Origin of the sequence: Paenibacillus planticolens, assembly GCF_013141725.1 — a bacterium.
GTDB classification, from domain to species: Bacteria; Bacillota; Bacilli; order Paenibacillales; family NBRC-103111; genus Paenibacillus_E; species Paenibacillus_E planticolens.
The window spans coordinates 327097-345947 of sequence record NZ_WHNZ01000045.1; the positions used below are offsets into that span (position 1 = coordinate 327097).

An 18851-nucleotide genomic window follows, 5' to 3' on the forward strand; every position below is an offset into this window, starting at 1 on the left:
CTACTATATCCGCTCAAATTAACGGGAGGTTTTCCTTCTAAATTCCCTGCAAGACCATCATTCGAGCAATTTAGAGGGAGATTTTCCAGTTAATTTACCTTGCCTTCTTCGTTCGCGGAATGTGAATGTCGGTTCCCTTGCCGAAAGTGCTGCTTCTAGCCAAATATCGCCCTGCAGTTCCCCCTCCAGCAAAAAAAAGCAGCAGGCCGCTAATACTGCGCGGCCGCCGCTTCTTGATGACTTCGATCCATGTTCACGAACTTATTGAACTGCTTCAAAAACGCCAGCTCTACCGTTCCTACGGGACCGTTACGCTGTTTGGCAATAATAATCTCGATGATATTTTTCTTCTCGGATTCTTTATCGTAGTAATCGTCCCGGTACAGGAACGCTACGATGTCGGCATCTTGCTCGATGGAACCCGATTCCCTAAGGTCAGACATCATCGGACGCTTGTCCTGCCGCTGCTCAACACCCCGGCTGAGCTGCGAGAGCGCGATAACCGGAACATTGAGCTCACGCGCGATTTGCTTCAGCGTACGGGAGATCTCAGAGACCTCCTGCTGACGGTTGTCGCCTTTGCCACGGCCGGCGATCAACTGCAGGTAGTCGATCAAGATCATACCGAGCCCCTTCTCCTGTTGAAGACGGCGGCATTTCGCGCGGATATCCGCGACCGTAATCGACGGCGAATCATCGATGAAAATATTCGCCTCCGACAAGGCGCCAATGGCCATCGTCAGCTTCTCCCAGTCGTCGCCTTCGAGATACCCCGTCCGCATGCGGTTCGCATCGACGTTCGCCTCGGCGCAGACCATACGTTGAACGAGCTGCGCCGCGCCCATCTCGAGCGAGAAAATCGCGACGGTTTCCTTGGCGCGCACCCCGACGTTCTGTGCAACGTTCAGTGCGAACGCGGTTTTACCTACGGAAGGACGCGCCGCTAGAATAACAAGGTCAGAGCGCTGGAAGCCGGACGTCATCTTGTCCAGGTCAACGAAGCCCGAAGGAATACCGGTTGCTCCTCCTTTATTCGAGTAGAGGGACTCTACTTTCTCGAATACTTCCATGAGCACATCGCGAATGACCACGAAGCCGCTTGAACTGCGGCGCTGCGAGATCTCCAGGATCTTCGCCTCCGCTTCGCTCAGCATCGACCCTACATCATCTTCATTGGCGTAGCCATTGGTGACGATTTGGGTCGCTGTGCGGATCAAGCGGCGAAGCATGGACTTCTCCTCAACGATAGCCGCGTAGTAGTCGATGTTAGCCGCCGTCGGCACCGCATTCGCGAGCTCGGAGAGATACGTAACGCCGCCGATCTCCTCCAACTGCTGCTTGTTCTGCAGGAGTGACGTGAGCGTAATCAGGTCGACTGGCTCCTGATCTTCAGCCAGCTCCACGATCGCCTCAAAAATCCGTTGATGCGATCCCCGGTAGAAATCGTCGCTTGTAATTCGTTCCATCGCCGTAATCAAAGCATCGCTGTTAATCAAAATCGCGCCAAGAACGGCTTGCTCGGCTTCTATATTTTGAGGGGGTACACGATCCATAAACATATTGTCTCCGCTCATGCTTCAGTACCCGCCTTTCTTTTCATAGTTTAGTAGATTTGCTCTAGATACCAAACAATAGAGAAGAGCCCCTCCTAGGGACTCTCATCAGCCTTCTCTGTCACTTACTTCTCTTCGAGAACTTGTACGTTCAAGCTAGCTGTAACTTCGCTGTGCAGCTTCACAGGCACTTTGGTTACGCCAAGCGTACGAATTGGCTCTTCAAGTACGATTTTGCGTTTATCGATCACGATCTTATACTGCTTCTCCAGCACCTCTGCGATTTGCTTGCTCGGAATAGCGCCGAACAATCTACCGCCTTCACCGGCTTTCGCCTTGATTTGAACGGTCATTTCGTTCAACTTCTCGCCCAGTGTTTTCGCATCGGCTTTCTCTTGATCCTTACGGCGCTGTTCCGCTTTCTTCTGATTGTCCAGCACCTTTACCGTTCCGGTAGTCGCGGGAGACGCAAGCCCCTGCGCAATGAGGAAATTCTGTGCATAGCCCTCGGATACTTCTTTGATTTCGCCTTTTTTCCCTTGGCCTTTAACGTCTTTTAGTAAAATGACTTTCATTCGAAAAGTCCCTCCTCTTCCTGCATCTCATCAAGTACTTTCTTCAATCGGTTCGTTGCTTCCTCTATTGTCGTGCCATCCAGCTGAGTCGCCGCATTGGTCAAATGCCCGCCGCCGCCCAGCCGCTCCATCACCAGTTGGACGTTCATCTGTCCCAGCGATCTGGCGCTGATGCCGATAAGTCCATCCGGCCGCTCGGCAATGACAAAGGAAGCCATAATATTCGTCATATTCAACAATGTATCAGCAACTTGCGCAATCATCAACTGAGAATATTTGCGATTTGGCTCAGCAACTGCCAACGCGATGTGCTCGTGAATCGTTTCCGTATGTTTAATCACTTCAGACCGCTCGATATACGAATCAAGATCTTCCTTCAGCAACCGCTGAATGAGCGCGGAATCAGCCCCATTCCGGCGCAAATACGAGGCGGCCTCGAACGTTCTCGCCCCTGTCCGGAGGCTGAAGCTCTTCGTATCGACCACGATGCCGGCCAGCAGCGTCGTAGCTTCCAGCACTTCCATCGTCAGCTTCTCGTTGATGTACTGCAGCAGCTCGGTCACCAGCTCGCACGTAGAGGACGCATAAGGCTCCATATAGACCAGTGTCGCGTCATGGATGAACTCCTCGCTGCGGCGATGGTGATCGACCACGACGATCCTGTGCGTCTGCTGAAGCAGCTTGGGCTCGGCTACCATGGAAGCCTTGTGCGTATCCAGCACAACGGCGAGAGTACGCTGCGTTGTAATCTGCATCGCCTGTTCGGGCGTAATGAACCAGCGGTGCAGCCGCTCATCGCCGGCAATCGTTTCCATCACCTTCTGAATCGATGGATTCACGCTCTCCAGCACGATATAGCCTTCCTTGCCGACTACTTGCACAGCCTTCAAGATGCCGATCGATGCCCCGATACAATCCATATCCGGAAACCGATGGCCCATGATGATGACCTTATCGCTATCCTTCATTAAATCACGCAGAGCGTGAGAAATGACCCTAGCTCTTACACGTGTGCGTTTCTCCACGGCATTCGTTCTTCCGCCATAGAAAGACAGCCTCTGGCCCACCTTGACCGTCACCTGATCGCCGCCGCGGCCCAGGGACATATCCAGCCCCATCTGCGCCATTTGGCCAAGCTCCGTCAACTCTTCGGCGCCGGAAGCAATCCCGATACTCAGCGTCATCGGCAGCTTGTTCTCGATCGTCAAATCCCGCACATCGTCCAGGATTTCAAACCGGGTCTGCTCCAGCTGGCGAAGCGCCTTCTGATCCATCAGAATGAGGAAGCGGTCCGAAGACGTCCGGCGCAAATACAGCTGATGCTTCTGAGCCCATTCCGTAATCTCGCCCGTCACTTTCGCCAGCATAATGCTGCGCGTTTGATCATCCAGCCCCTGCGTCGACTCCTCCAGATTATCCATCATGACGATGCCGATCGCCGTTTTCTCATCCTCGTACTTCCTCGCCAAATTCGCATGCTCTGTGATTTCCCGGAAATAGAGCAGCCTCTCTTCGGGCCGAATCCATACTTGATAAATCAACTTTCCGATGGTCAGATCTACTTTCTCGCTCTTATCTTTCCGGTTCTTCAAGTCCGGGAAATAGTCGTACAGCGGCTCGCCGATAACGGAATCTTGCCCCAGCATTCTCGCCACAAACGGGTTGTGCCATTCGATGCGCTTCTCTTCATTATATAAAATAATTCCGATAGGAAGGGCGCTCATCACCTCGTTGCCCGCCTTTTTGACCCGATGCGTAATCGTGCCGACGTACGTATTCAGCTCATTGCGGAAAGCCGTTTCCGCTTGCAGCGTAAAATACGCCATAACTCCGCATATCAGGAAGGCCGTAACGCCCAGCCACCATTTGAACATATAAATCGTAGCTGTCATGACGATGAGCAGAACGAAAATCCACACGATGTGTTGACCGTGCCACCGCTTTAAAAGGAACTTCGGCATTCGAACTAGCTCCTAATCCTATAAATTTTTCTTGAACCGTTCACGGATTGGAAACGCAACATCAAATACCCCTAATAAGCTGTATACGATAAAAAGTGGAGGCATGAAACAAACGATGATCATCGCAATGATCGGCAGTACAGGTTTCCATTTGTTCGCATGTGCAACAAAAAACAGAAAACAGATCGCTTGAACGGCAAATGCCAGCATCAAGAGCGGCATAGCATTCATCAGCAGCGTAGGGATTAGCGAATTCGACGCCGGATTCATGAATAAATCCAACACGAACACAATCAGGTAAATCCAAACCAACGATTTCTGCAGCATCCATTCGCGCATCGGGCGCAAGCCCGGAATGCCTTCACCTGTCTTATTGAGCAGCCAGCGGCTGATGCCATGAGTGACAAAGGTGTAAAACAGAGCTACAAAAATTAAATACAGCGGAATCACTTGCACAATGAAATTCACATACCAATCCTGGTCTTTGGGCAAAACCTCCCGAATCCCCGGCGGCATGCTCGCAATACTATCCATCATAAAATGCTTGAACTTCACCACCGGATCAAATCCGAGGGAGAAGCCAATGAGCAGAGTGAGGAGCGATTCCGCCAGAATCGTGATGATTCCTGCTGTCAGAACCGATCTAGCGGCTGCTTTGCGTTTATATAAATTACCCATGACCAGTACCGGCGGTAAGAAGAACAGCGATACGGACATGAGGGATATCCCGTGCCATTGGGTAAGCAAATAAACGACGAGCAAGCTTATGACATAGCTAATGACAAAACGCTTAGTACTGGATTTTACATACAACATTAGAACTGGGATCATGAGAAAACTGAATGTGAAAATAATAAAAGGCGTCATTAGAGACAGCAATGACAGGATCGTCACCGCACTCCAGATGATGCTTTGCCAACTTCGATTCCCCAACCGGGCTCACCTCTTACGTAAATGTTCTTCGAGCGATGAAATGTCGCCATACCAATCCTCAAGTTGATGGCCCTCTTGGCGGTGCTTCTTCATTTTCTCTACAATGGCTTCGTCCAAATCGCGATATGAAATACCCAATCTTCTCCCAAGAATATAGCCGCTTGAAATTAAACTGGCTAACCCATCGACAATTTTGACATGGCTGCCTTCCCATATGCCTTTCAGCAGGTGCGCTACGTGATCTACGACTTCTGTCTTGAGCCACTCAATGACTTTGGCCCGTCTGGCTAGGTCTACATCCTTTTCCCTATTCAGCAACCGTCATCTCTCCCCATCCTACAAAAGACTATGGTGTTAATTATACCACAAAATAGACCAAGAAAAGAAAGCCTCTACAGGGCGGTACGATCTTCCGCGGTGGACGGCGTAGAGATGACGAGGAATTCAACAGCCTCCGTTGATTCATTACGGATTTGATGCGGCACGCCAGGCTGAATCGTACAGCCCTCTTGCGGCTTGAGCGTAATCGTCGTACCATCAATCCACATCACAGCTTCGCCTTTTAAAATAAAGAAAAACTGTTTCGCCTTCTGATGCAGATGCTTAATCTCGCTCGTCCCCGGCGGCATGCTCTCTTGAATGATGGTTCTGTCCGCATCCCGCTCCAAGTACCAGCCATCGCAGGCATCGCCCCATATGTAATGTTCAGCTTGCTCTTTGTGAATCTTCATGTGCTTATCTCCTCCCGGTCCTCATCTTCTCGGCATACAAAAAAGACAGCCGTGAAAACAGCTGCCTTCTAAGTAAATCCTATTCCGTTGTGTAAGGCAACAATGCGATTGTACGGGAACGCTTGATAGCGATCGTCAATGCACGTTGGTACTTAGCGGAAGTACCAGTTACACGTCTAGGAAGAATCTTCCCGCGCTCACTGATGAACTTTTTGAGAGTTTCAATGTCTTTATAGTCAATGTGCTTGATTTTGTTAACTGTGAAGTAACAAACTTTACGACGTTTGCCTTTACCGCCTTTGCCACGAGGAGCAAATTTGCGGTCGCCGCGATCTTCACTATTGTTATCTCTTTTTTGGAAAGCCATTAGTTTGTTCAGTCCTTTCTACTTTAGAATGGCAAGTCATCATCGGAAATGTCGATCGGTTTTCCGTCATCGATGAAAGGATCCTGCTGCTCGCGCGATCCACCGCCACGATTGCCACTGCTTCCGCCGCCGTAGCTAGCGTTCGCGTTCGATCCACCTTCTTCACGATTTCCGGCACTGTTACTGGATTCAAGGAAGCGCACATTATCGGCAATCACTTCGGTCACGTAAACTCTCTTGCCCTCGTTGTTGTCGTAATTACGTACCTGAATTCGGCCTTCCACGGCTGTCAAACGACCTTTACGCAAATAGTTCGCGCATGTTTCGGCAAGCTGCCTCCACGTGACGATATTGATAAAGTCCGCTTCACGTTCTTTCGAACCTCCGCTTGTGAAAGGGCGGTCTACCGCAAGAGTAAACTGCGTAACGGCTACACCGGCTGGCGTATAACGAAGTTCTGGATCTCTGGTCAATCTACCGATAAGAATGACACGGTTCAACATAGAACATTCCCCCTGACGAAAATACTGGCATGCAATTAAGCTACGTCGTTTGTGATTAAGTGACGGATAACTTCATCCGTAATCTTAAGTACGCGATCAAGTTCGGATACAACAGCAGGTTCTGCGTTGAAGTGTACAAGCACGTAGTGCCCGTCACGGAACTTATTGATCTCATACGCAAGACGGCGTTTGCCCATCAGGTCATGTTTGGAGACTTCGCCTCCACCGTTCGTGATGATGCCTTGGAACTTTTCTACTGTAGATTGAACAACTTCTTGCTCAACGTCAGTACGAATGATGTACATCAGTTCATATTTGCGCATGTATGTCACCTCCTTTTGGACTAAGCGGCCCCTGTCAAACTTGTTCTCACAAGCGAAGGAGCAAGGAGCGAGGATTCTTTTTCAAAACTCGCACCTGAATACTATAGCAAATTGCACGGCAGATTACAAGTCTTTCACGCAAGGATGAACATGGCAATGCGCTGCGTACATGCTTCCTCTTCAGAAGGGCAATCTAAACCTGATTGAAAATCTTCCGATGAGGTGATCCATGTGGGTGAATGGACAGTATTCAATGAAGGCGATCATGTACCTAACGACGGCGTGTATATCGAAATGGGCGAGAATTCATTTCATATGGGAATTGAAAACCCGAAAATAATCACATTACAAAAGGGAGACAGATTTCCGGCAAATAGTAACCATAATCGGAAATGGCACCGTAAAAAGCCTTAACTAGGAGAAATTCACCATGAGAACATCCACGTTTACTTGGCTGTTTACCTTCATTGGCGCAGCCCTTTGCTTAGTTCATTATTTATTTCACGATCATGATGCCTTCTACATGATTTTCTATGCGCTTAGCGTACCTGCTTGGTTTGCATCCACATTCACGAACGTCCATGAAATATCCATGTTCCGGATGCTTATCATCTATGTGTTGACGATCGCGACATGGGCGCTTGTCGGCTATGTCATCGATCGGTTCTCCGTCAGCTATAGAAACCGCGATAGGAACTATTAGAGGAATCAAAAGCTGGCCCTATTTATGTAGTTCACCTACTTTAGGGCCAGCTTTTCTTTTGGGCGATCAAACCATAAACCTGTATCCCGATCCCCACACTGTTCCTATATATTGGGGTTTAGACGGGATTTCCTCAATTTTCTCTCTGATTCTGGCAATATGGACCGTTACCGTAGAGGCGTCGCTCATCGCATCCATCCCCCAGATTCTCTCAAAAAGCTCCTCTTTGCCAAACACCCGGTTGGCATTCTGCAATAGAAACAAAAGCAGTTCGAACTCCTTTTGCGCCAAAACGACTTCATTTCCGTTCACAAACACTCTTCTGGCATCCTTTTGAATCTCGAGGCCTCGAACCTGGATCGTGCTCCCCTCATTCCCCTTTCCGAACCGCTCTTTCATTCGTTCGAATTTTTTCAAATGAGCGCCAACCCGGGCCACCAGCTCGCCAGAGCTGAACGGTTTCGTGATATAATCATCCGCACCGAGACCCAAGCCGTTGATTTTGTAAATTTCCTCTGCTCGCGCCGAGACAAGCAGCACAGGAATATCATCCTGCTCGCGCACTGTTTTCAAAACCTCGAACCCATCTATATCCGGCAGCATGATATCTAATATAATAAGCTGAAATTCCTCTTCTTTTAGAGCTTTCAGCCCCGCCGATCCGCTGTTCACCGTCTTGACCGAATAACCGCTCAACTCAAGGTAATCCTTCTGCAAGTTGGCAATGCTTTGGTCATCCTCAACAATAAGAATCTTTTTCATCCTAACCTCCCGGCGATCTAGAGCTTCTTAAGAGAAATCATCATACGAGTCCCTTCTCCTACAACGCTCTTTGCCCATATTGTCCCTTCGTGCCCTTCTACAATTTGCTTGGCAATTGCAAGGCCTAGTCCGCTGCCGCTTTTTCTTGAAGGATCTACCTGATAAAATCGTTCAAAAATATAGGGAAGCTTGTCCTCGGGAATTCCTCTCCCGTTATCTTTAATTTCTATAATTGCAGATGTTCGTGTTTCCCTTAGTATAATGGCAATCTTCCCGTTCGCCTTTTCTGCATACATCACCGCATTATCAAGAATGTTCTGTATGACCCTCCTGAATCTTTCGCGATCGATTAGAACTTTGACAGGCTTCTCTAATTCAGTGATTAATGCTAAGGATACTCCGGCCTTTTCACTTTCATACTTATGATCCGCGACACAATCCTCAAAATAACTGGCCAAATCGCTCTTCTCAAAATGATAAGGAAGCTGGTTCAAATCAAGTTTGGAGTATAAAAGAAGATCGTCAATCATCGCGTTCACCAGAATAGCTTTGGATCGCGCCGTTTCCAGGTACTCCTCCAGCTTCTCAGGCGTCTTGGCTACCCCATCTATAATGCCCTCAATATAGCCTTTGATGGAGGTAACAGGCGTCTTTAAATCATGTGAAATGCTTGAAACCAGAAACTTCCGGTTATCGTCATATTTTTGCTGTAAATAGACCGATTCCTTCAGCTTAATCCTCATACTCTCCAGGGCTATGCACAATTCACTAACTTCTCCTTCGCCCTCTTCCGCGATCCCATTGCTTAAATCCCCTTGGCTGATCTTTATAGCGGCGTCCTTCAATCTGGCAATCGGCAAAATAATTCCACGTGAGAACTTGTACGAAACCCAAAAATTCAGCAGCAGAAAAACAACAGCGAAAAAGCCGAACGTAAAAACGCCAAGCAGCATATAAAAGCTTGTCTTCAGCTTGATTGGCGCAAGCAGCAGCAGAATACCCGTATCGCCGGATGGAAGTTTATAATCCGCTCGGGTGAACGTGTAGATCTTGCCATCGAGCTCAAGCTCGCTCCGGTTAGAACCATCTCCGGACAGCATTAGACTTTTCTCAATATCAATCTTGTTAAAATTTTGTGTAGCGTACAGAACTTCTCTATTTACAATAATAATCGCACTGGCATCCAAAGCTTTAACCCGATCAGAGAGCTGCTGCTGATAGTTATGATCCATGAGTTGCTCGAATTTGAGGGTCTGCGCTTCTCTTTGGATTTCGCTGATCGCCGCCCTCGCTTCAAACACCTTTTGAAACTCTTTCATTCCGGCTTCGCGGCCAAAAACCTTCGTATACGCAGCAACGAATATGATTACGGCCAGCATCGTCAAACCAATGGATAGCAGTACAGACAGCGCATTCATCGTGAAAAAACGTTTGGTTAAGTGCATGTTTATTCCTTTCTTATATATCCTTACTGTCAAACAAATAATACCCTGTAGTAAATAACATGATACCACAGCCTGACATGATTAATATCTGACGGAATATCTTAAACATATTGATCGATTCAGAAAGCCATAGCGTGTACCAGTCAAACATCGACGTAATGAAAAAACTCGAATAGGATGAAAACACTATTCCTAAAAAATTAAACCCGATAAACACAAGAATCGAAAGGAAAAAGACGGCTAGTCCTCCCTGAATCACATTAGACAACAGGACTACGATAAGTGCAAACACGAATACAGGAAAAAATGTTAAACCATAGGATAAGAACACCTTTACGATTCCCATAAAGCTCGCAGATGTGGGATTAAATACGAATCCTACAAGCAGAGAAAGCAGCATAACAAACAAAAGGTTCCCCGCAATAAACAAAGCTAAATTTAATACCTTCGCACTAAAAACGCCGAATCGGGAGACCGGCCTTAAAAGTGTTATTTTCATTGTATTCGATGAAGACTCACCGTTAAACATATCGATCGCTACAAAAATAGCAAACAGCGGCAACAACGTATAAGTAATAAACGATAAAACCACTATTGGAAATTCGGCACTCCCTACAACCCTTAATCCAAGGCCATGTTTAATCGTCGTTACGGCAAGCTGCCCAATAATTACGGCAAGAACGGACAAAATTGCGGCTGCCATTATTTTTTTCTTTTTTAACAACTTTACCGATTCATTCCTAAACGCAGCGTTAAACCCGCCCATTCCTGTCCACCTCACTAACAAAAAAGTTTTCAAGCGAAGAATAATATGAAAGGATATTCTGGGTATATTCTACGTTTACAAGCTTGCCTCCGTAAATAATCCCAATCCTAGTGCACGTTAGTTCCACATCATGGATCAAGTGGCTGGAAATAAAAAAGGTCGTACCTTCTTCCTGAGAAAGCTGTTTGATCAATTTCCTCATTTCCAGCATCCCCTCGACATCAAGTCCGTTTAAAGGCTCGTCCAAAATTAGCAGTTTTGGTTTCGACAATATGGCGGCCGCGATCCCCAGCCTCTGTTTCATCCCTAGTGAAAATTTTTGGGATTTTTCATTTTTATATTTCAACATGCCTGTTATCTCCAGACATTGGTCAATTCGTTTCTGATCAACTTCCGGATAAAACCTTGCGAACAATTTCAGATTTTCATTTGCTGTTAAGTATGGATAGGATTCTGCAGTTTCAATCATACAGCCTACATGCTTCATAGCATTGACATAGTCCTCTGAAATACTGGCGCCGAAAATCTTCACATCGCCACGGTCCGGCTTCATGAGTCCCGTTATCATCTTCATGGCTGTCGTCTTCCCTGCGCCGTTAGGTCCCAAAAAACCGAAGATATCTCCTTGATCCACTTCTAAGTTCAGCTCGGTGATTCCCCGGCCATTTTTAAATGATTTGGTTAATCCGCTTATTTCAATCGCCTTGACTGTCAACTTGTATCAGCTCCCGTAAAAATGCTCAGGAAGCCGCATCCGCAGCCTCCTGAACTTCTGTTTTATTCAAATGTGCGATTAAATTCGCCGTCGTAATAAGGTTTGAATTCGGATCTGTACGAATTCTCGTTAATAATCTCAATATTCATTTCAAAATAAATCTTGCCTGAATTGCTTTGATGGATCGAACCGTTTTTCTGTTCACCCTTTTCATTCTTATACGTGAACGTTGTAGACGTCGACGGATTGTACTCAAAATCAAATGCATCTTTATCTGGATATTGGCTCTCATAACCAGGATTAACGGTTTCGGAATATTTTCCTGTTACTTTACCGTCGTCTACGCTTGTGATTTCAACTGTTCTCTCGCCGATTTTTACAAACTTGCCGTCTTTCTCCATGACGATATTGTTTTTATATGTTCCCACGTACTTGCTGCTAAATCCTCCCGAATAGTTTACCTTTTCAACGTTTGCACCTGTCAGGTCCGGCGCGGCAATTTTCGTATTGCCAATCTCAGAAAGCTTTACCATGATATTCAGGTTCAAGTTATGCTCAGTGCCGTTTTTATCTTTTCCTGAAAGCGTGATATCACCCGTGATATTTTCCAGATAGCCTGCTTTATTTTCGACCGCCGAACCTACAACCTTTTTCACAAAAACATCGCTCTCTATGTCTGGAAAACCTTTGTCCTTATTCAGCATCTGCTTAATGCCAAAGGATGAGACGGCATTCATGAGGGCCGGTACCTGCGCTTCAGACAAGCTGCCCGCATATACTTTTCCGCCATTTTGCCCTTCCTCTACTTGCACATAGTCTTTCAGACCGCCAACCACGGCATCAACAATCTTCTCGATTTCCTGTGCGCCCTTCTCTTTGAACGGATTGTTGAACTCGGCAGGCCCTTTCCTATTCACATTAGCCGGATATTCTGTGACATAGTAAGTATTGTCCGTTCCGTTTTTATAAACGGACTGCTTTTTATCGGAATATGTGTACCTGGAGGTCGTTTCGCCTTTTGCGGTTTTAGTCGCCGTATTGTCTTCCTGCATTTGCTTTTCCATATCCATTTTTTGGGTGGAGGAAGACTGAAGAAGAGTTTGATCGTTATCTTTCAATGTATACAGTGTCTCAATCGTATAATTCTTCAAATCCTTTTCCATAAGTGTTGCGGTATTTTTGACTGAACCTTTCAACCGGTCATACCCGGACCCAAGCAGGGTATCGGCGAATGCGGTAGATACGAATAAACAGGCTCCAATCGTAAATGAAAGTACGGTCACTGATTTTTTACTAAGTTTCATCTCGGTTCTCCTTTTAAAAAACAATGTACGGGAAACGTTTCCTTACTATTTATTGTAATATAAGCTTATTGAATACATCTAAATGGATTATTAACAAACTATTAACTCTTATTCGGCCGTTTTTTTGCTCTTTCCGTTCTACTAGCTTTCCTCTATAATTTACTATATCTACCATCCTTTCAGTGAGGTGAGTTCTTTGAACGAAAATAACGATAAACAACGTGAGGGCGCGCTTGCTGATTTGAATCCTTCCCATCAGGATCAGAGTTCCCCCTCTTTTAGCCGTAGAAAACTGCTCTCTTCGCTTGGCGCTGCAGGTCTCGCCTTAGCAGCAGGAGACTTGTTCTCGAACAGTTCCACTGCTCAAGCGGCGGTACCATCATCTACCCTTATCTACAATGTCAAAGATTTCGGAGCCAGCGGCAACCGCCGCTACGATGAAGACGACGCTCCCTATATTCAAAGCGCAATCGATACGGCTGCGGCTTCCGGCGGAATTGTCTTCATCCCCCCAGGAATGTACTCTCTTAAACTTCCGCTGCGCGTAAGCTCCAATGTCACGATTATGGGTGCCGGCAGCAACAGCATTCTTCGTTCGTTCGCCAACAAATTTGGCCTCTTTAATTTAACTGCTGTTCAACATGTGCGCATACAAAGTCTTGCATTTCAAGGAACAGGCTCATACGGAGGTTCTTCGATTCCTATCGCAGAAAGCGGAATCTCGTTGATCCAAGCAACGGATATCCATATTTCAGATTGTACGTTTTCCATGATCGACAATGGCGTCAAATCTCAAGATTCGAGCCGTGTCACTATTGAGAGTTGCTTGTTTGATTCATTAATCGGAGCGCTGGATTACGATACACAAGGGTTCGGCATCTGGTGCAGCAATGGTGCAGATCATCAGATCGTACATAATCAATTCTCGACGATGTTCCAATCTCCCATTTTTTTAACCAATGGCAGCCGCCAGTGTTATATCGCTCGTAACCGCATGCAAAAATGCTTTCAATCCGGGATTGAACTCCTTTCCAAACCGAAAGAAAAGCCATGCTCTTTTAATACTATTTCAGATAACATCATGGAGGCATTCGCTAATTCAAGCGGAAGTACGGGATATACATTCGGTGTACGTCTCAGAGGAAACTGTGTATCTAATAGTATAATGAACAATATAATGAGCGAAATCGACGATGTTGGCATTCAGCTAATCGGCAGCGCAGACGTTAAACTGGAGCGGCCTCGCTGCAATCATATCTCGCATAACCAGCTCGCCAACATTGGTGATTCCGCTATAGTTCTCATCAATGCTTACGATAACCGTGTTGGGCAAAATATCGTCCGCGATGTGAAGATCGACGGTATTCGGATTGCGTCCAATGGAAAGGAAAGCGGCTCCTATTCGGATCGTAATCACCTAGCGGGCAATAGCCTCATTCGCTGCAACAAAGCCCCTATCCGAATCGCTGACGCGAACTGCCGGGAAACCGTACTTTTCGGTAATTTGGGTTCGAATAATGGTGATAAAGTGATAGATAAAGGCACAGATTCAGCAACTTCCTCTTTATAAAAGAAGGCCGTACAGCTAAACTAAGCTGCACGGCCTTCTTCTTATTTCTGATATACTCTCTTCTCCGAAATCTTCCCGTCCGAAAAAAATACGATCTGCATATAGTACCCTGGTTGATTAGAAATCGCAAAATCATACGTCTTCTTGCCGTTCTCATCTTTGACCAGCTTGCCTTTGGCTCCTGTCTCCTTCACCAAATCATCATACGTACTTGTCATGCTTATCTTATCGGCCTGCTCCTTCGTAATCTGAGGAAGCGGCTCTTCCTTTGGCGTGTCCTTGCTGCCAGCCGCAGGCGTGGCTGTAGCTGTTGTCCCTCCACTCGTTCCGTTTGTCGCGCTAGGCGTCCCAGAAGCCCCTGCAGAAGGCGCTACGGTCGCTCCCGTTGTTGGACTAGGGGTTGCACCCTCATTCTTTTTAGCGCATCCTGTGGCGACTAAGGCCAGTACCAAAAACATCATCAACCAACTTCTCATTACGCTTACCTCCTTCGTGTTGCCAAACGCAGATTTGAGCTTATTTTGCTTTTATTTCAACCTTTTTATCCCTGCACGACGGACAAAAGACCATAAGCAAAAAAGCTTTCTACATCCTTCCAGACGTAAAAAGCTTCTAAATTGTTTCACGTGGAACTCAATTAGGTATTAAAAAAAGCCTCCCGCATAGGCAGAAGACTTTCATTATCACAGCTTGTACGGAAAGAGTGGGATTCGAACCCACGCACGCCTCGCGACGCCTAGCTGATTTCGAGTCAGCCCCCTTGGGCCTCTTGGGTACCTTTCCAATAAAACGCGAGAACAGGATTCATTATATCAAAAATTCTCCGCTCTCGCAAGTGCTTTTCCACATCAATTTTAAGTCGTTTCTTCCGCTTGATCTGCGTTGGATCGAAGCACCTTTTTCAACTTGCTTTCGAACTTCGTTCTTGGAACTAGAACACTATGTTTGCAGCCTACACATTTAATTCTAATATCCATACCCATCCGTATGATTTCCATCTCATTGGTGCCACACGGATGGGGCTTTTTCATTTGCACAATATCGCCAAGCTGATACTGCTTTTTCTCCATACGTCCGTCACCGCCCTTTTCAGCTGCTAGTATCGATTTGCACACTGTCGAGTCTTTTCTTAATCTCTATGTTCAAAAGTCTTGTAACATTAAACTGCCGGGTTGGTTTGCATTCCGCGATAATTCGGATTTTCAAATCCGTCGTACCCACTACTTGAACGCCAAGTACCTCGGGCTCCTTCACAATATCGTCCGTAAGCTCTTGTACATGCTTAACCGTGTCTTTGAGTATTTGCGTAGCATCGTCAATATTCAAGTGATGTGGAATCGTTACATCGACGACCGCCAGAGAATTGTAAGTGGAGAAATTGGTGACTTGTTTAATATTTCCGTTAGGAATGATATGTACTTCACCGGTCCAACTTTTAATCCGAGTTACTCGAATTCCGATCTCCTCAACCGTACCTTTAAAAGAATCAATTTGAATAACGTCTCCTACGCCGAACTGATCCTCAAAAATGATGAAGAAACCTGTAATAACATCCTTCACCAAACTTTGTGCTCCGAAACCTATCGCCAACCCAAGTACACCTGCCCCAGCCAGCAAAGGTCCTAAATTCAATCCCACTTGTCCAAGGATCAACATGATACAGATAAGATTTACCGTATAAGCTATTAAATTATGTATAAGGCTTCCTATCGTATTCGTTCTGCGTCTATCAAACTTCAGCGGTGACTTATCTCTAGCAGTCATCATATGTGCAATTGTCTTATCGGCAATTTTGATGCACACTCTTGAAACAATATAAATAAGTATAATCTTTACAACAATCCAAAATATCGAAGCTAGCATCTCGGGTTTCGTTAGATGTTCGCTAATCCACTTCGTCAAATCAGCAAAATAATTCGTAATAAAGGCCACCTTTAGACCTCCCTTTTCATTCCATGGTAACATATTTATCTTCTTTTTTAAAATAAATGCCTCTGATTTCTACGTTTTCAGATGCGATAATCTCTTGGACTTGTGCTAAATTCTCGCCCGGAAATTCAATAGAAAGGGCACAGCCAGCTGTAACTTCCTTCGGAGTTGGTCTGATATCGATTTCAATATCCGCATACTCTAGCAGCATCTCAGCACGCAAGGCTTGTTGCGTAGAATCGAAAGCTAATAACATAACGGAAATATTCAAGGAAAAACCCTCCTTTCCTACGTATAAATGTCTCTATCTATCCATATACTAGTAAAAAAGAAGAAGTACTTGGAGGGATATGATGAAATTCCAATATGGTTTCGACGGAATGAAAAATACGGATCTAGGCCCACTTAAAATCCAGCATACAGATGCCGATACCCCTTTTCTTCTCTCTAAGCATTTACAGAGCATTTTCAGTAAGCTACCAACCTATCAACCTATCGTTGTCATCTGTGTAGGAACCGATCGTTCCACGGGTGACTCGCTTGGACCTTTGGTTGGATCGCATTTGAACCGTACGACGAATCTTCGCAATCTTCACCTGTTCGGCACTTTAGATGAGCCGGTCCATGCCATGAACTTATCTGAAACCGTTGAGAAAGTAAACCGGGAATTCGATAACCCTTTTATCGTTGCCGTTGATGCTTGTTTAGGTCAAGTTGCCAGCGTAGGCTGCATTCAAGTTGCTGATGGGCCGCTCAAGCCTGGTGCCGGGGTGAACAAAGATCTTCCTCCCGTTGGCAACATCCATGTGACCGGTATCGTAAACGTAGGCGGATTCATGGAATATTTCGTTTTGCAGAATACGCGGTTAAGCTTGGTTATGAATATGGCTAACGTCATCGGTGATGCTCTTCACTTGGCTCTGCGCCGCACTCAGGCTTTCGCACCAAGCACTAAGACAGCTTTAAAGTTTGATTAATTGCTTCTTTTTCTTCAGGACTCAATGTAAACGTGGATTGCCCATTTTGAATCGGTTTGGCATACAAGTACATCTGCTCCCTGCTATGTATTCCTGTCAAAACAACACCATCTTGGAATTCATCCAATATGGCAATCGTGAAGCTCAAATTACTTCCACCATCATTGAAGGCATTATAACGGTGAATGGCTACTTTGGACTTCATCTTCTTTAAGGATTGGCGAATCGTTTCAACTTGGGCTGAAGTCGTTGCTGATTCGGCCTTTTGTTCGTTGATGGCATGCTGCATTTCAACAAGGAGCTGCTCCATGTTTTCCGACTGTGAACCGTTCATCATTTTTGTGTACCGCTTGCGCAAAGATGATAATTTTACAGAAAGGATAATCACGAAAATGAATAAAAATAAGATTAACACATAACTAATGATTACGACAAAACTGCCATCCAAACCAAACAGTTCCCCCATGGTTGATCCCTCTTTCTACTTAGCATACTGCGATTGAATCTCTTTCACCGCATAAATTAGAGCATCCACTTCTTCATCCGTTGTAAAATAACCGATACTCGCCCGAACTGCTCCCTTAGCTAATGTACCTGCCGATTCGTGGGCAAGCGGAGAACAATGATAACCGGATCGTACAGCGATCTGGAAAGATTGATCCAAAATAAAGGCAACTTCCGATGAATCCGCATCATCTATATTAAAGGAGACAATTCCTGTTTTATTTTGTCCAAGTGCGGGACCAAGAATCGTCACCCCTTCAATTCCCAGTAAGCCTTCCATCAGTCTTTGCGTTTGACGCCATTCTTTTGCATGAATCTTCTCAATGGTTTCCGCCAATACGAATTTGACGCCTTCGTTCAATCCTGCAATCCCGACAGTGTTTTGCGTTCCAGCTTCGTAACGATCTGGACGTACCGTTGGTTGCTGAATCGCCTCCGATTGACTGCCTGTCCCTCCGTGCAATAGCGGCTCTAAATCAATGCCAGGATGTATGTAAAGCCCACCCGTTCCCTGAGGCCCTAGAAGCCCTTTATGGCCCGGAAAGGCTAACATATCAATATTCATATCATCCACGTGTATAGGCAGTATACCGGCGCTCTGAGCCGCGTCTACGAGCAGCTTCGCGCCATGAGCCCGACATATCTCACCGATCTCCGCTACTGGCATTATCGTTCCCAATAAATTCGAGCTATGATTGACAACAACGAGCGATGTATTCGGTCTTAGCGCCTTTTTGAGCTCATCTATTTGGACATTACCAGCTAGATCATTTTTGATGTACGTAAGTTCTACTCCGATTGTAGACTTCAAGTATTCCAGCGGTCTGCGCACGGAGTTATGCTCGATATTTGTGCAGATCACGTGATCTCCTGGTTTAACAAAGCCTTTGATCGCTTGATTTAGCGCATGCGTTGTATTTAATGCAAACGAAAGATCATTCGGGTTTTTTATTCCGAACAAGCGGGCTAAGTTTTTTCTTGTTTCAAATAACACCCTGCTTGCTTTCACAGCCATCTGGTGGCTTCCCCGTCCGGGATTGGCTGCGTAATCCTGCATGCACGCCATCATCGCATCCATAACAGCCGGCGGCTTAGGCCAGGATGATGCTGCTTGATCAAAGTACATGACACCTTTCATTTGTCTCACCCTCTCCTATGGACACAAGGTCCACTCATAAATATAGCATACCTTAGTTTGATCTTTCTGCTCGAAAGAAAACCATCGGTATG

24 protein-coding genes and 1 tRNA gene are annotated in these 18851 nt (G+C 46.0%); 4 read left to right on the forward strand and 21 right to left on the reverse strand.

The annotated features are described in order from the left end of the window. Nucleotides 1-209: 209 nt before the first annotated feature. The 9 genes from dnaB to rpsF all read right to left on the reverse strand — a co-directional run bounded on the left by dnaB (nucleotide 210) and on the right by rpsF (nucleotide 6946). Nucleotides 210-1574 (reverse strand): replicative DNA helicase, encoded by a 1365-nt coding sequence (dnaB, locus tag GC097_RS22585; RefSeq protein WP_171685541.1) that lies wholly within the window; start codon nucleotides 1572-1574, stop codon nucleotides 210-212. A 104-nt stretch (nucleotides 1575-1678) separates the two neighbouring features. After that, entirely contained in the window at nucleotides 1679-2128 is a 450-nt protein-coding gene (gene rplI / locus GC097_RS22590; protein WP_171685542.1) for a 50S ribosomal protein L9, read from the reverse strand. Next, the gene (locus GC097_RS22595; protein WP_171685543.1) at nucleotides 2125-4089 is read right to left on the reverse strand and encodes a DHH family phosphoesterase; all 1965 of its coding nucleotides are present in this window, start codon (nucleotides 4087-4089) and stop codon (nucleotides 2125-2127) included. The genes rplI and GC097_RS22595 overlap by 4 nt, the downstream gene beginning before the upstream one ends. A gap of 18 nt (nucleotides 4090-4107) precedes the next feature. Beyond that, nucleotides 4108-5022, reverse strand: a complete 915-nt coding sequence (locus GC097_RS22600; RefSeq protein ID WP_171685544.1) for a DUF2232 domain-containing protein — start codon at nucleotides 5020-5022, stop codon at nucleotides 4108-4110. A gap of 6 nt (nucleotides 5023-5028) precedes the next feature. Then, complete coding sequence (locus GC097_RS22605; RefSeq protein WP_145665440.1) at nucleotides 5029-5340, reverse strand: MazG-like family protein; 312 nt, start codon at nucleotides 5338-5340, stop codon at nucleotides 5029-5031. A 74-nt stretch (nucleotides 5341-5414) separates the two neighbouring features. After that, nucleotides 5415-5753, reverse strand: coding sequence for a cupin domain-containing protein (locus GC097_RS22610; RefSeq protein WP_171685545.1), 339 nt, complete (start codon nucleotides 5751-5753; stop codon nucleotides 5415-5417). 79 nt (nucleotides 5754-5832) lie between these two features. Next, the gene (rpsR, locus tag GC097_RS22615) at nucleotides 5833-6120 is read right to left on the reverse strand and encodes a 30S ribosomal protein S18 (protein WP_029196139.1); all 288 of its coding nucleotides are present in this window, start codon (nucleotides 6118-6120) and stop codon (nucleotides 5833-5835) included. A gap of 23 nt (nucleotides 6121-6143) precedes the next feature. Beyond that, nucleotides 6144-6623 carry a single-stranded DNA-binding protein gene (ssb, locus tag GC097_RS22620; RefSeq protein WP_171685546.1) on the reverse strand — a complete coding sequence of 160 codons (480 nt, stop codon included), beginning with the start codon at nucleotides 6621-6623 and terminating at the stop codon, nucleotides 6144-6146. 35 nt (nucleotides 6624-6658) lie between these two features. Beyond that, nucleotides 6659-6946: a 30S ribosomal protein S6 gene (rpsF, locus tag GC097_RS22625; RefSeq protein WP_167054928.1), complete on the reverse strand. Its 288-nt coding sequence runs from the start codon at nucleotides 6944-6946 to the stop codon at nucleotides 6659-6661. A gap of 231 nt (nucleotides 6947-7177) precedes the next feature. Between rpsF and GC097_RS22630 the strand changes: the two genes are divergently transcribed. Both GC097_RS22630 and GC097_RS22635 read left to right on the forward strand, forming a co-directional pair. After that, complete coding sequence (locus GC097_RS22630) at nucleotides 7178-7360, forward strand: YjzC family protein (RefSeq protein WP_171685547.1); 183 nt, start codon at nucleotides 7178-7180, stop codon at nucleotides 7358-7360. Between the two features lie 16 nt (nucleotides 7361-7376). Then, nucleotides 7377-7649 carry a hypothetical protein gene (locus GC097_RS22635; RefSeq protein ID WP_171685548.1) on the forward strand — a complete coding sequence of 91 codons (273 nt, stop codon included), beginning with the start codon at nucleotides 7377-7379 and terminating at the stop codon, nucleotides 7647-7649. Between the two features lie 66 nt (nucleotides 7650-7715). On the opposite strand, the gene GC097_RS22640 is transcribed toward GC097_RS22635, so the two are convergent. The 5 genes from GC097_RS22640 to GC097_RS22660 form a co-directional block, all read right to left on the reverse strand. Continuing rightward, nucleotides 7716-8411 (reverse strand): response regulator transcription factor, encoded by a 696-nt coding sequence (locus GC097_RS22640; RefSeq protein WP_171685549.1) that lies wholly within the window; start codon nucleotides 8409-8411, stop codon nucleotides 7716-7718. 17 nt (nucleotides 8412-8428) lie between these two features. Continuing rightward, complete coding sequence (locus GC097_RS22645; protein ID WP_171685550.1) at nucleotides 8429-9856, reverse strand: sensor histidine kinase; 1428 nt, start codon at nucleotides 9854-9856, stop codon at nucleotides 8429-8431. Between the two features lie 13 nt (nucleotides 9857-9869). Next, the gene (locus GC097_RS22650) at nucleotides 9870-10622 is read right to left on the reverse strand and encodes an ABC transporter permease (RefSeq protein ID WP_171685551.1); all 753 of its coding nucleotides are present in this window, start codon (nucleotides 10620-10622) and stop codon (nucleotides 9870-9872) included. After that, nucleotides 10609-11337: an ABC transporter ATP-binding protein gene (locus GC097_RS22655; RefSeq protein ID WP_171685552.1), complete on the reverse strand. Its 729-nt coding sequence runs from the start codon at nucleotides 11335-11337 to the stop codon at nucleotides 10609-10611. The genes GC097_RS22650 and GC097_RS22655 overlap by 14 nt, the downstream gene beginning before the upstream one ends. A gap of 62 nt (nucleotides 11338-11399) precedes the next feature. Beyond that, complete coding sequence (locus GC097_RS22660; protein WP_171685553.1) at nucleotides 11400-12641, reverse strand: hypothetical protein; 1242 nt, start codon at nucleotides 12639-12641, stop codon at nucleotides 11400-11402. A gap of 196 nt (nucleotides 12642-12837) precedes the next feature. Here GC097_RS22660 and GC097_RS22665 point away from each other — a divergent pair, with 196 nt between their 5' ends. Beyond that, nucleotides 12838-14211 carry a right-handed parallel beta-helix repeat-containing protein gene (locus GC097_RS22665; protein ID WP_171685554.1) on the forward strand — a complete coding sequence of 458 codons (1374 nt, stop codon included), beginning with the start codon at nucleotides 12838-12840 and terminating at the stop codon, nucleotides 14209-14211. Nucleotides 14212-14252: 41 nt separating this feature from the next. On the opposite strand, the gene GC097_RS22670 is transcribed toward GC097_RS22665, so the two are convergent. The 5 genes from GC097_RS22670 to GC097_RS22690 all read right to left on the reverse strand — a co-directional run bounded on the left by GC097_RS22670 (nucleotide 14253) and on the right by GC097_RS22690 (nucleotide 16396). Beyond that, on the reverse strand, nucleotides 14253-14687 hold the full coding sequence (locus GC097_RS22670; RefSeq protein ID WP_171685555.1) for a hypothetical protein: 435 nt from the start codon (nucleotides 14685-14687) through the stop codon (nucleotides 14253-14255). Between the two features lie 219 nt (nucleotides 14688-14906). Continuing rightward, nucleotides 14907-14994, reverse strand: a tRNA-Ser gene (locus tag GC097_RS22675). A 71-nt stretch (nucleotides 14995-15065) separates the two neighbouring features. Then, complete coding sequence (locus GC097_RS22680) at nucleotides 15066-15281, reverse strand: DUF951 domain-containing protein (RefSeq protein ID WP_171685556.1); 216 nt, start codon at nucleotides 15279-15281, stop codon at nucleotides 15066-15068. Nucleotides 15282-15300: 19 nt separating this feature from the next. Next, nucleotides 15301-16143, reverse strand: coding sequence for a mechanosensitive ion channel family protein (locus GC097_RS22685; protein ID WP_312875720.1), 843 nt, complete (start codon nucleotides 16141-16143; stop codon nucleotides 15301-15303). Nucleotides 16144-16159: 16 nt separating this feature from the next. Beyond that, nucleotides 16160-16396: a putative Se/S carrier protein gene (locus tag GC097_RS22690; RefSeq protein WP_171685608.1), complete on the reverse strand. Its 237-nt coding sequence runs from the start codon at nucleotides 16394-16396 to the stop codon at nucleotides 16160-16162. 97 nt (nucleotides 16397-16493) lie between these two features. Here GC097_RS22690 and yyaC point away from each other — a divergent pair, with 97 nt between their 5' ends. Next, the gene (gene yyaC / locus GC097_RS22695; RefSeq protein WP_246294401.1) at nucleotides 16494-17117 is read left to right on the forward strand and encodes a spore protease YyaC; all 624 of its coding nucleotides are present in this window, start codon (nucleotides 16494-16496) and stop codon (nucleotides 17115-17117) included. On the opposite strand, the gene GC097_RS22700 is transcribed toward yyaC, so the two are convergent. Beyond that, on the reverse strand, nucleotides 17092-17583 hold the full coding sequence (locus GC097_RS22700) for a DUF4446 family protein (RefSeq protein WP_171685558.1): 492 nt from the start codon (nucleotides 17581-17583) through the stop codon (nucleotides 17092-17094). The two genes, yyaC and GC097_RS22700, sit on opposite strands and share 26 nt — an antisense overlap. A 15-nt stretch (nucleotides 17584-17598) precedes the next feature. After that, entirely contained in the window at nucleotides 17599-18759 is a 1161-nt protein-coding gene (locus GC097_RS22705; protein WP_171685559.1) for an aminotransferase class V-fold PLP-dependent enzyme, read from the reverse strand. Nucleotides 18760-18851 lie beyond the last annotated feature (92 nt).

Excerpts from the sequence above, each read along its gene's own strand:
- dnaB (WP_171685541.1), bottom strand. The coding sequence starts at position 1,574 with ATGAGCGGAGACAATATGTTTATGGATCGTGTACCCCCTCAAAATATA.
- rplI (WP_171685542.1), bottom strand. The coding sequence starts at position 2,128 with ATGAAAGTCATTTTACTAAAAGACGTTAAAGGCCAAGGGAAAAAAGGC.
- GC097_RS22595 (WP_171685543.1), bottom strand. The coding sequence starts at position 4,089 with ATGCCGAAGTTCCTTTTAAAGCGGTGGCACGGTCAACACATCGTGTGG.
- GC097_RS22610 (WP_171685545.1), bottom strand. The coding sequence starts at position 5,753 with ATGAAGATTCACAAAGAGCAAGCTGAACATTACATATGGGGCGATGCC.
- rpsR (WP_029196139.1), bottom strand. The coding sequence starts at position 6,120 with ATGGCTTTCCAAAAAAGAGATAACAATAGTGAAGATCGCGGCGACCGC.
- ssb (WP_171685546.1), bottom strand. The coding sequence starts at position 6,623 with ATGTTGAACCGTGTCATTCTTATCGGTAGATTGACCAGAGATCCAGAA.
- rpsF (WP_167054928.1), bottom strand. The coding sequence starts at position 6,946 with ATGCGCAAATATGAACTGATGTACATCATTCGTACTGACGTTGAGCAA.
- GC097_RS22635 (WP_171685548.1), top strand. The coding sequence starts at position 7,377 with ATGAGAACATCCACGTTTACTTGGCTGTTTACCTTCATTGGCGCAGCC.
- GC097_RS22640 (WP_171685549.1), bottom strand. The coding sequence starts at position 8,411 with ATGAAAAAGATTCTTATTGTTGAGGATGACCAAAGCATTGCCAACTTG.
- GC097_RS22645 (WP_171685550.1), bottom strand. The coding sequence starts at position 9,856 with ATGCACTTAACCAAACGTTTTTTCACGATGAATGCGCTGTCTGTACTG.
- GC097_RS22650 (WP_171685551.1), bottom strand. The coding sequence starts at position 10,622 with ATGGGCGGGTTTAACGCTGCGTTTAGGAATGAATCGGTAAAGTTGTTA.
- GC097_RS22660 (WP_171685553.1), bottom strand. The coding sequence starts at position 12,641 with ATGAAACTTAGTAAAAAATCAGTGACCGTACTTTCATTTACGATTGGA.
- GC097_RS22670 (WP_171685555.1), bottom strand. The coding sequence starts at position 14,687 with ATGAGAAGTTGGTTGATGATGTTTTTGGTACTGGCCTTAGTCGCCACA.
- GC097_RS22680 (WP_171685556.1), bottom strand. The coding sequence starts at position 15,281 with ATGGAGAAAAAGCAGTATCAGCTTGGCGATATTGTGCAAATGAAAAAG.
- GC097_RS22690 (WP_171685608.1), bottom strand. The coding sequence starts at position 16,396 with ATGTTATTAGCTTTCGATTCTACGCAACAAGCCTTGCGTGCTGAGATG.
- yyaC (WP_246294401.1), top strand. The coding sequence starts at position 16,494 with ATGAAATTCCAATATGGTTTCGACGGAATGAAAAATACGGATCTAGGC.
- GC097_RS22700 (WP_171685558.1), bottom strand. The coding sequence starts at position 17,583 with ATGGGGGAACTGTTTGGTTTGGATGGCAGTTTTGTCGTAATCATTAGT.
- GC097_RS22705 (WP_171685559.1), bottom strand. The coding sequence starts at position 18,759 with ATGAAAGGTGTCATGTACTTTGATCAAGCAGCATCATCCTGGCCTAAG.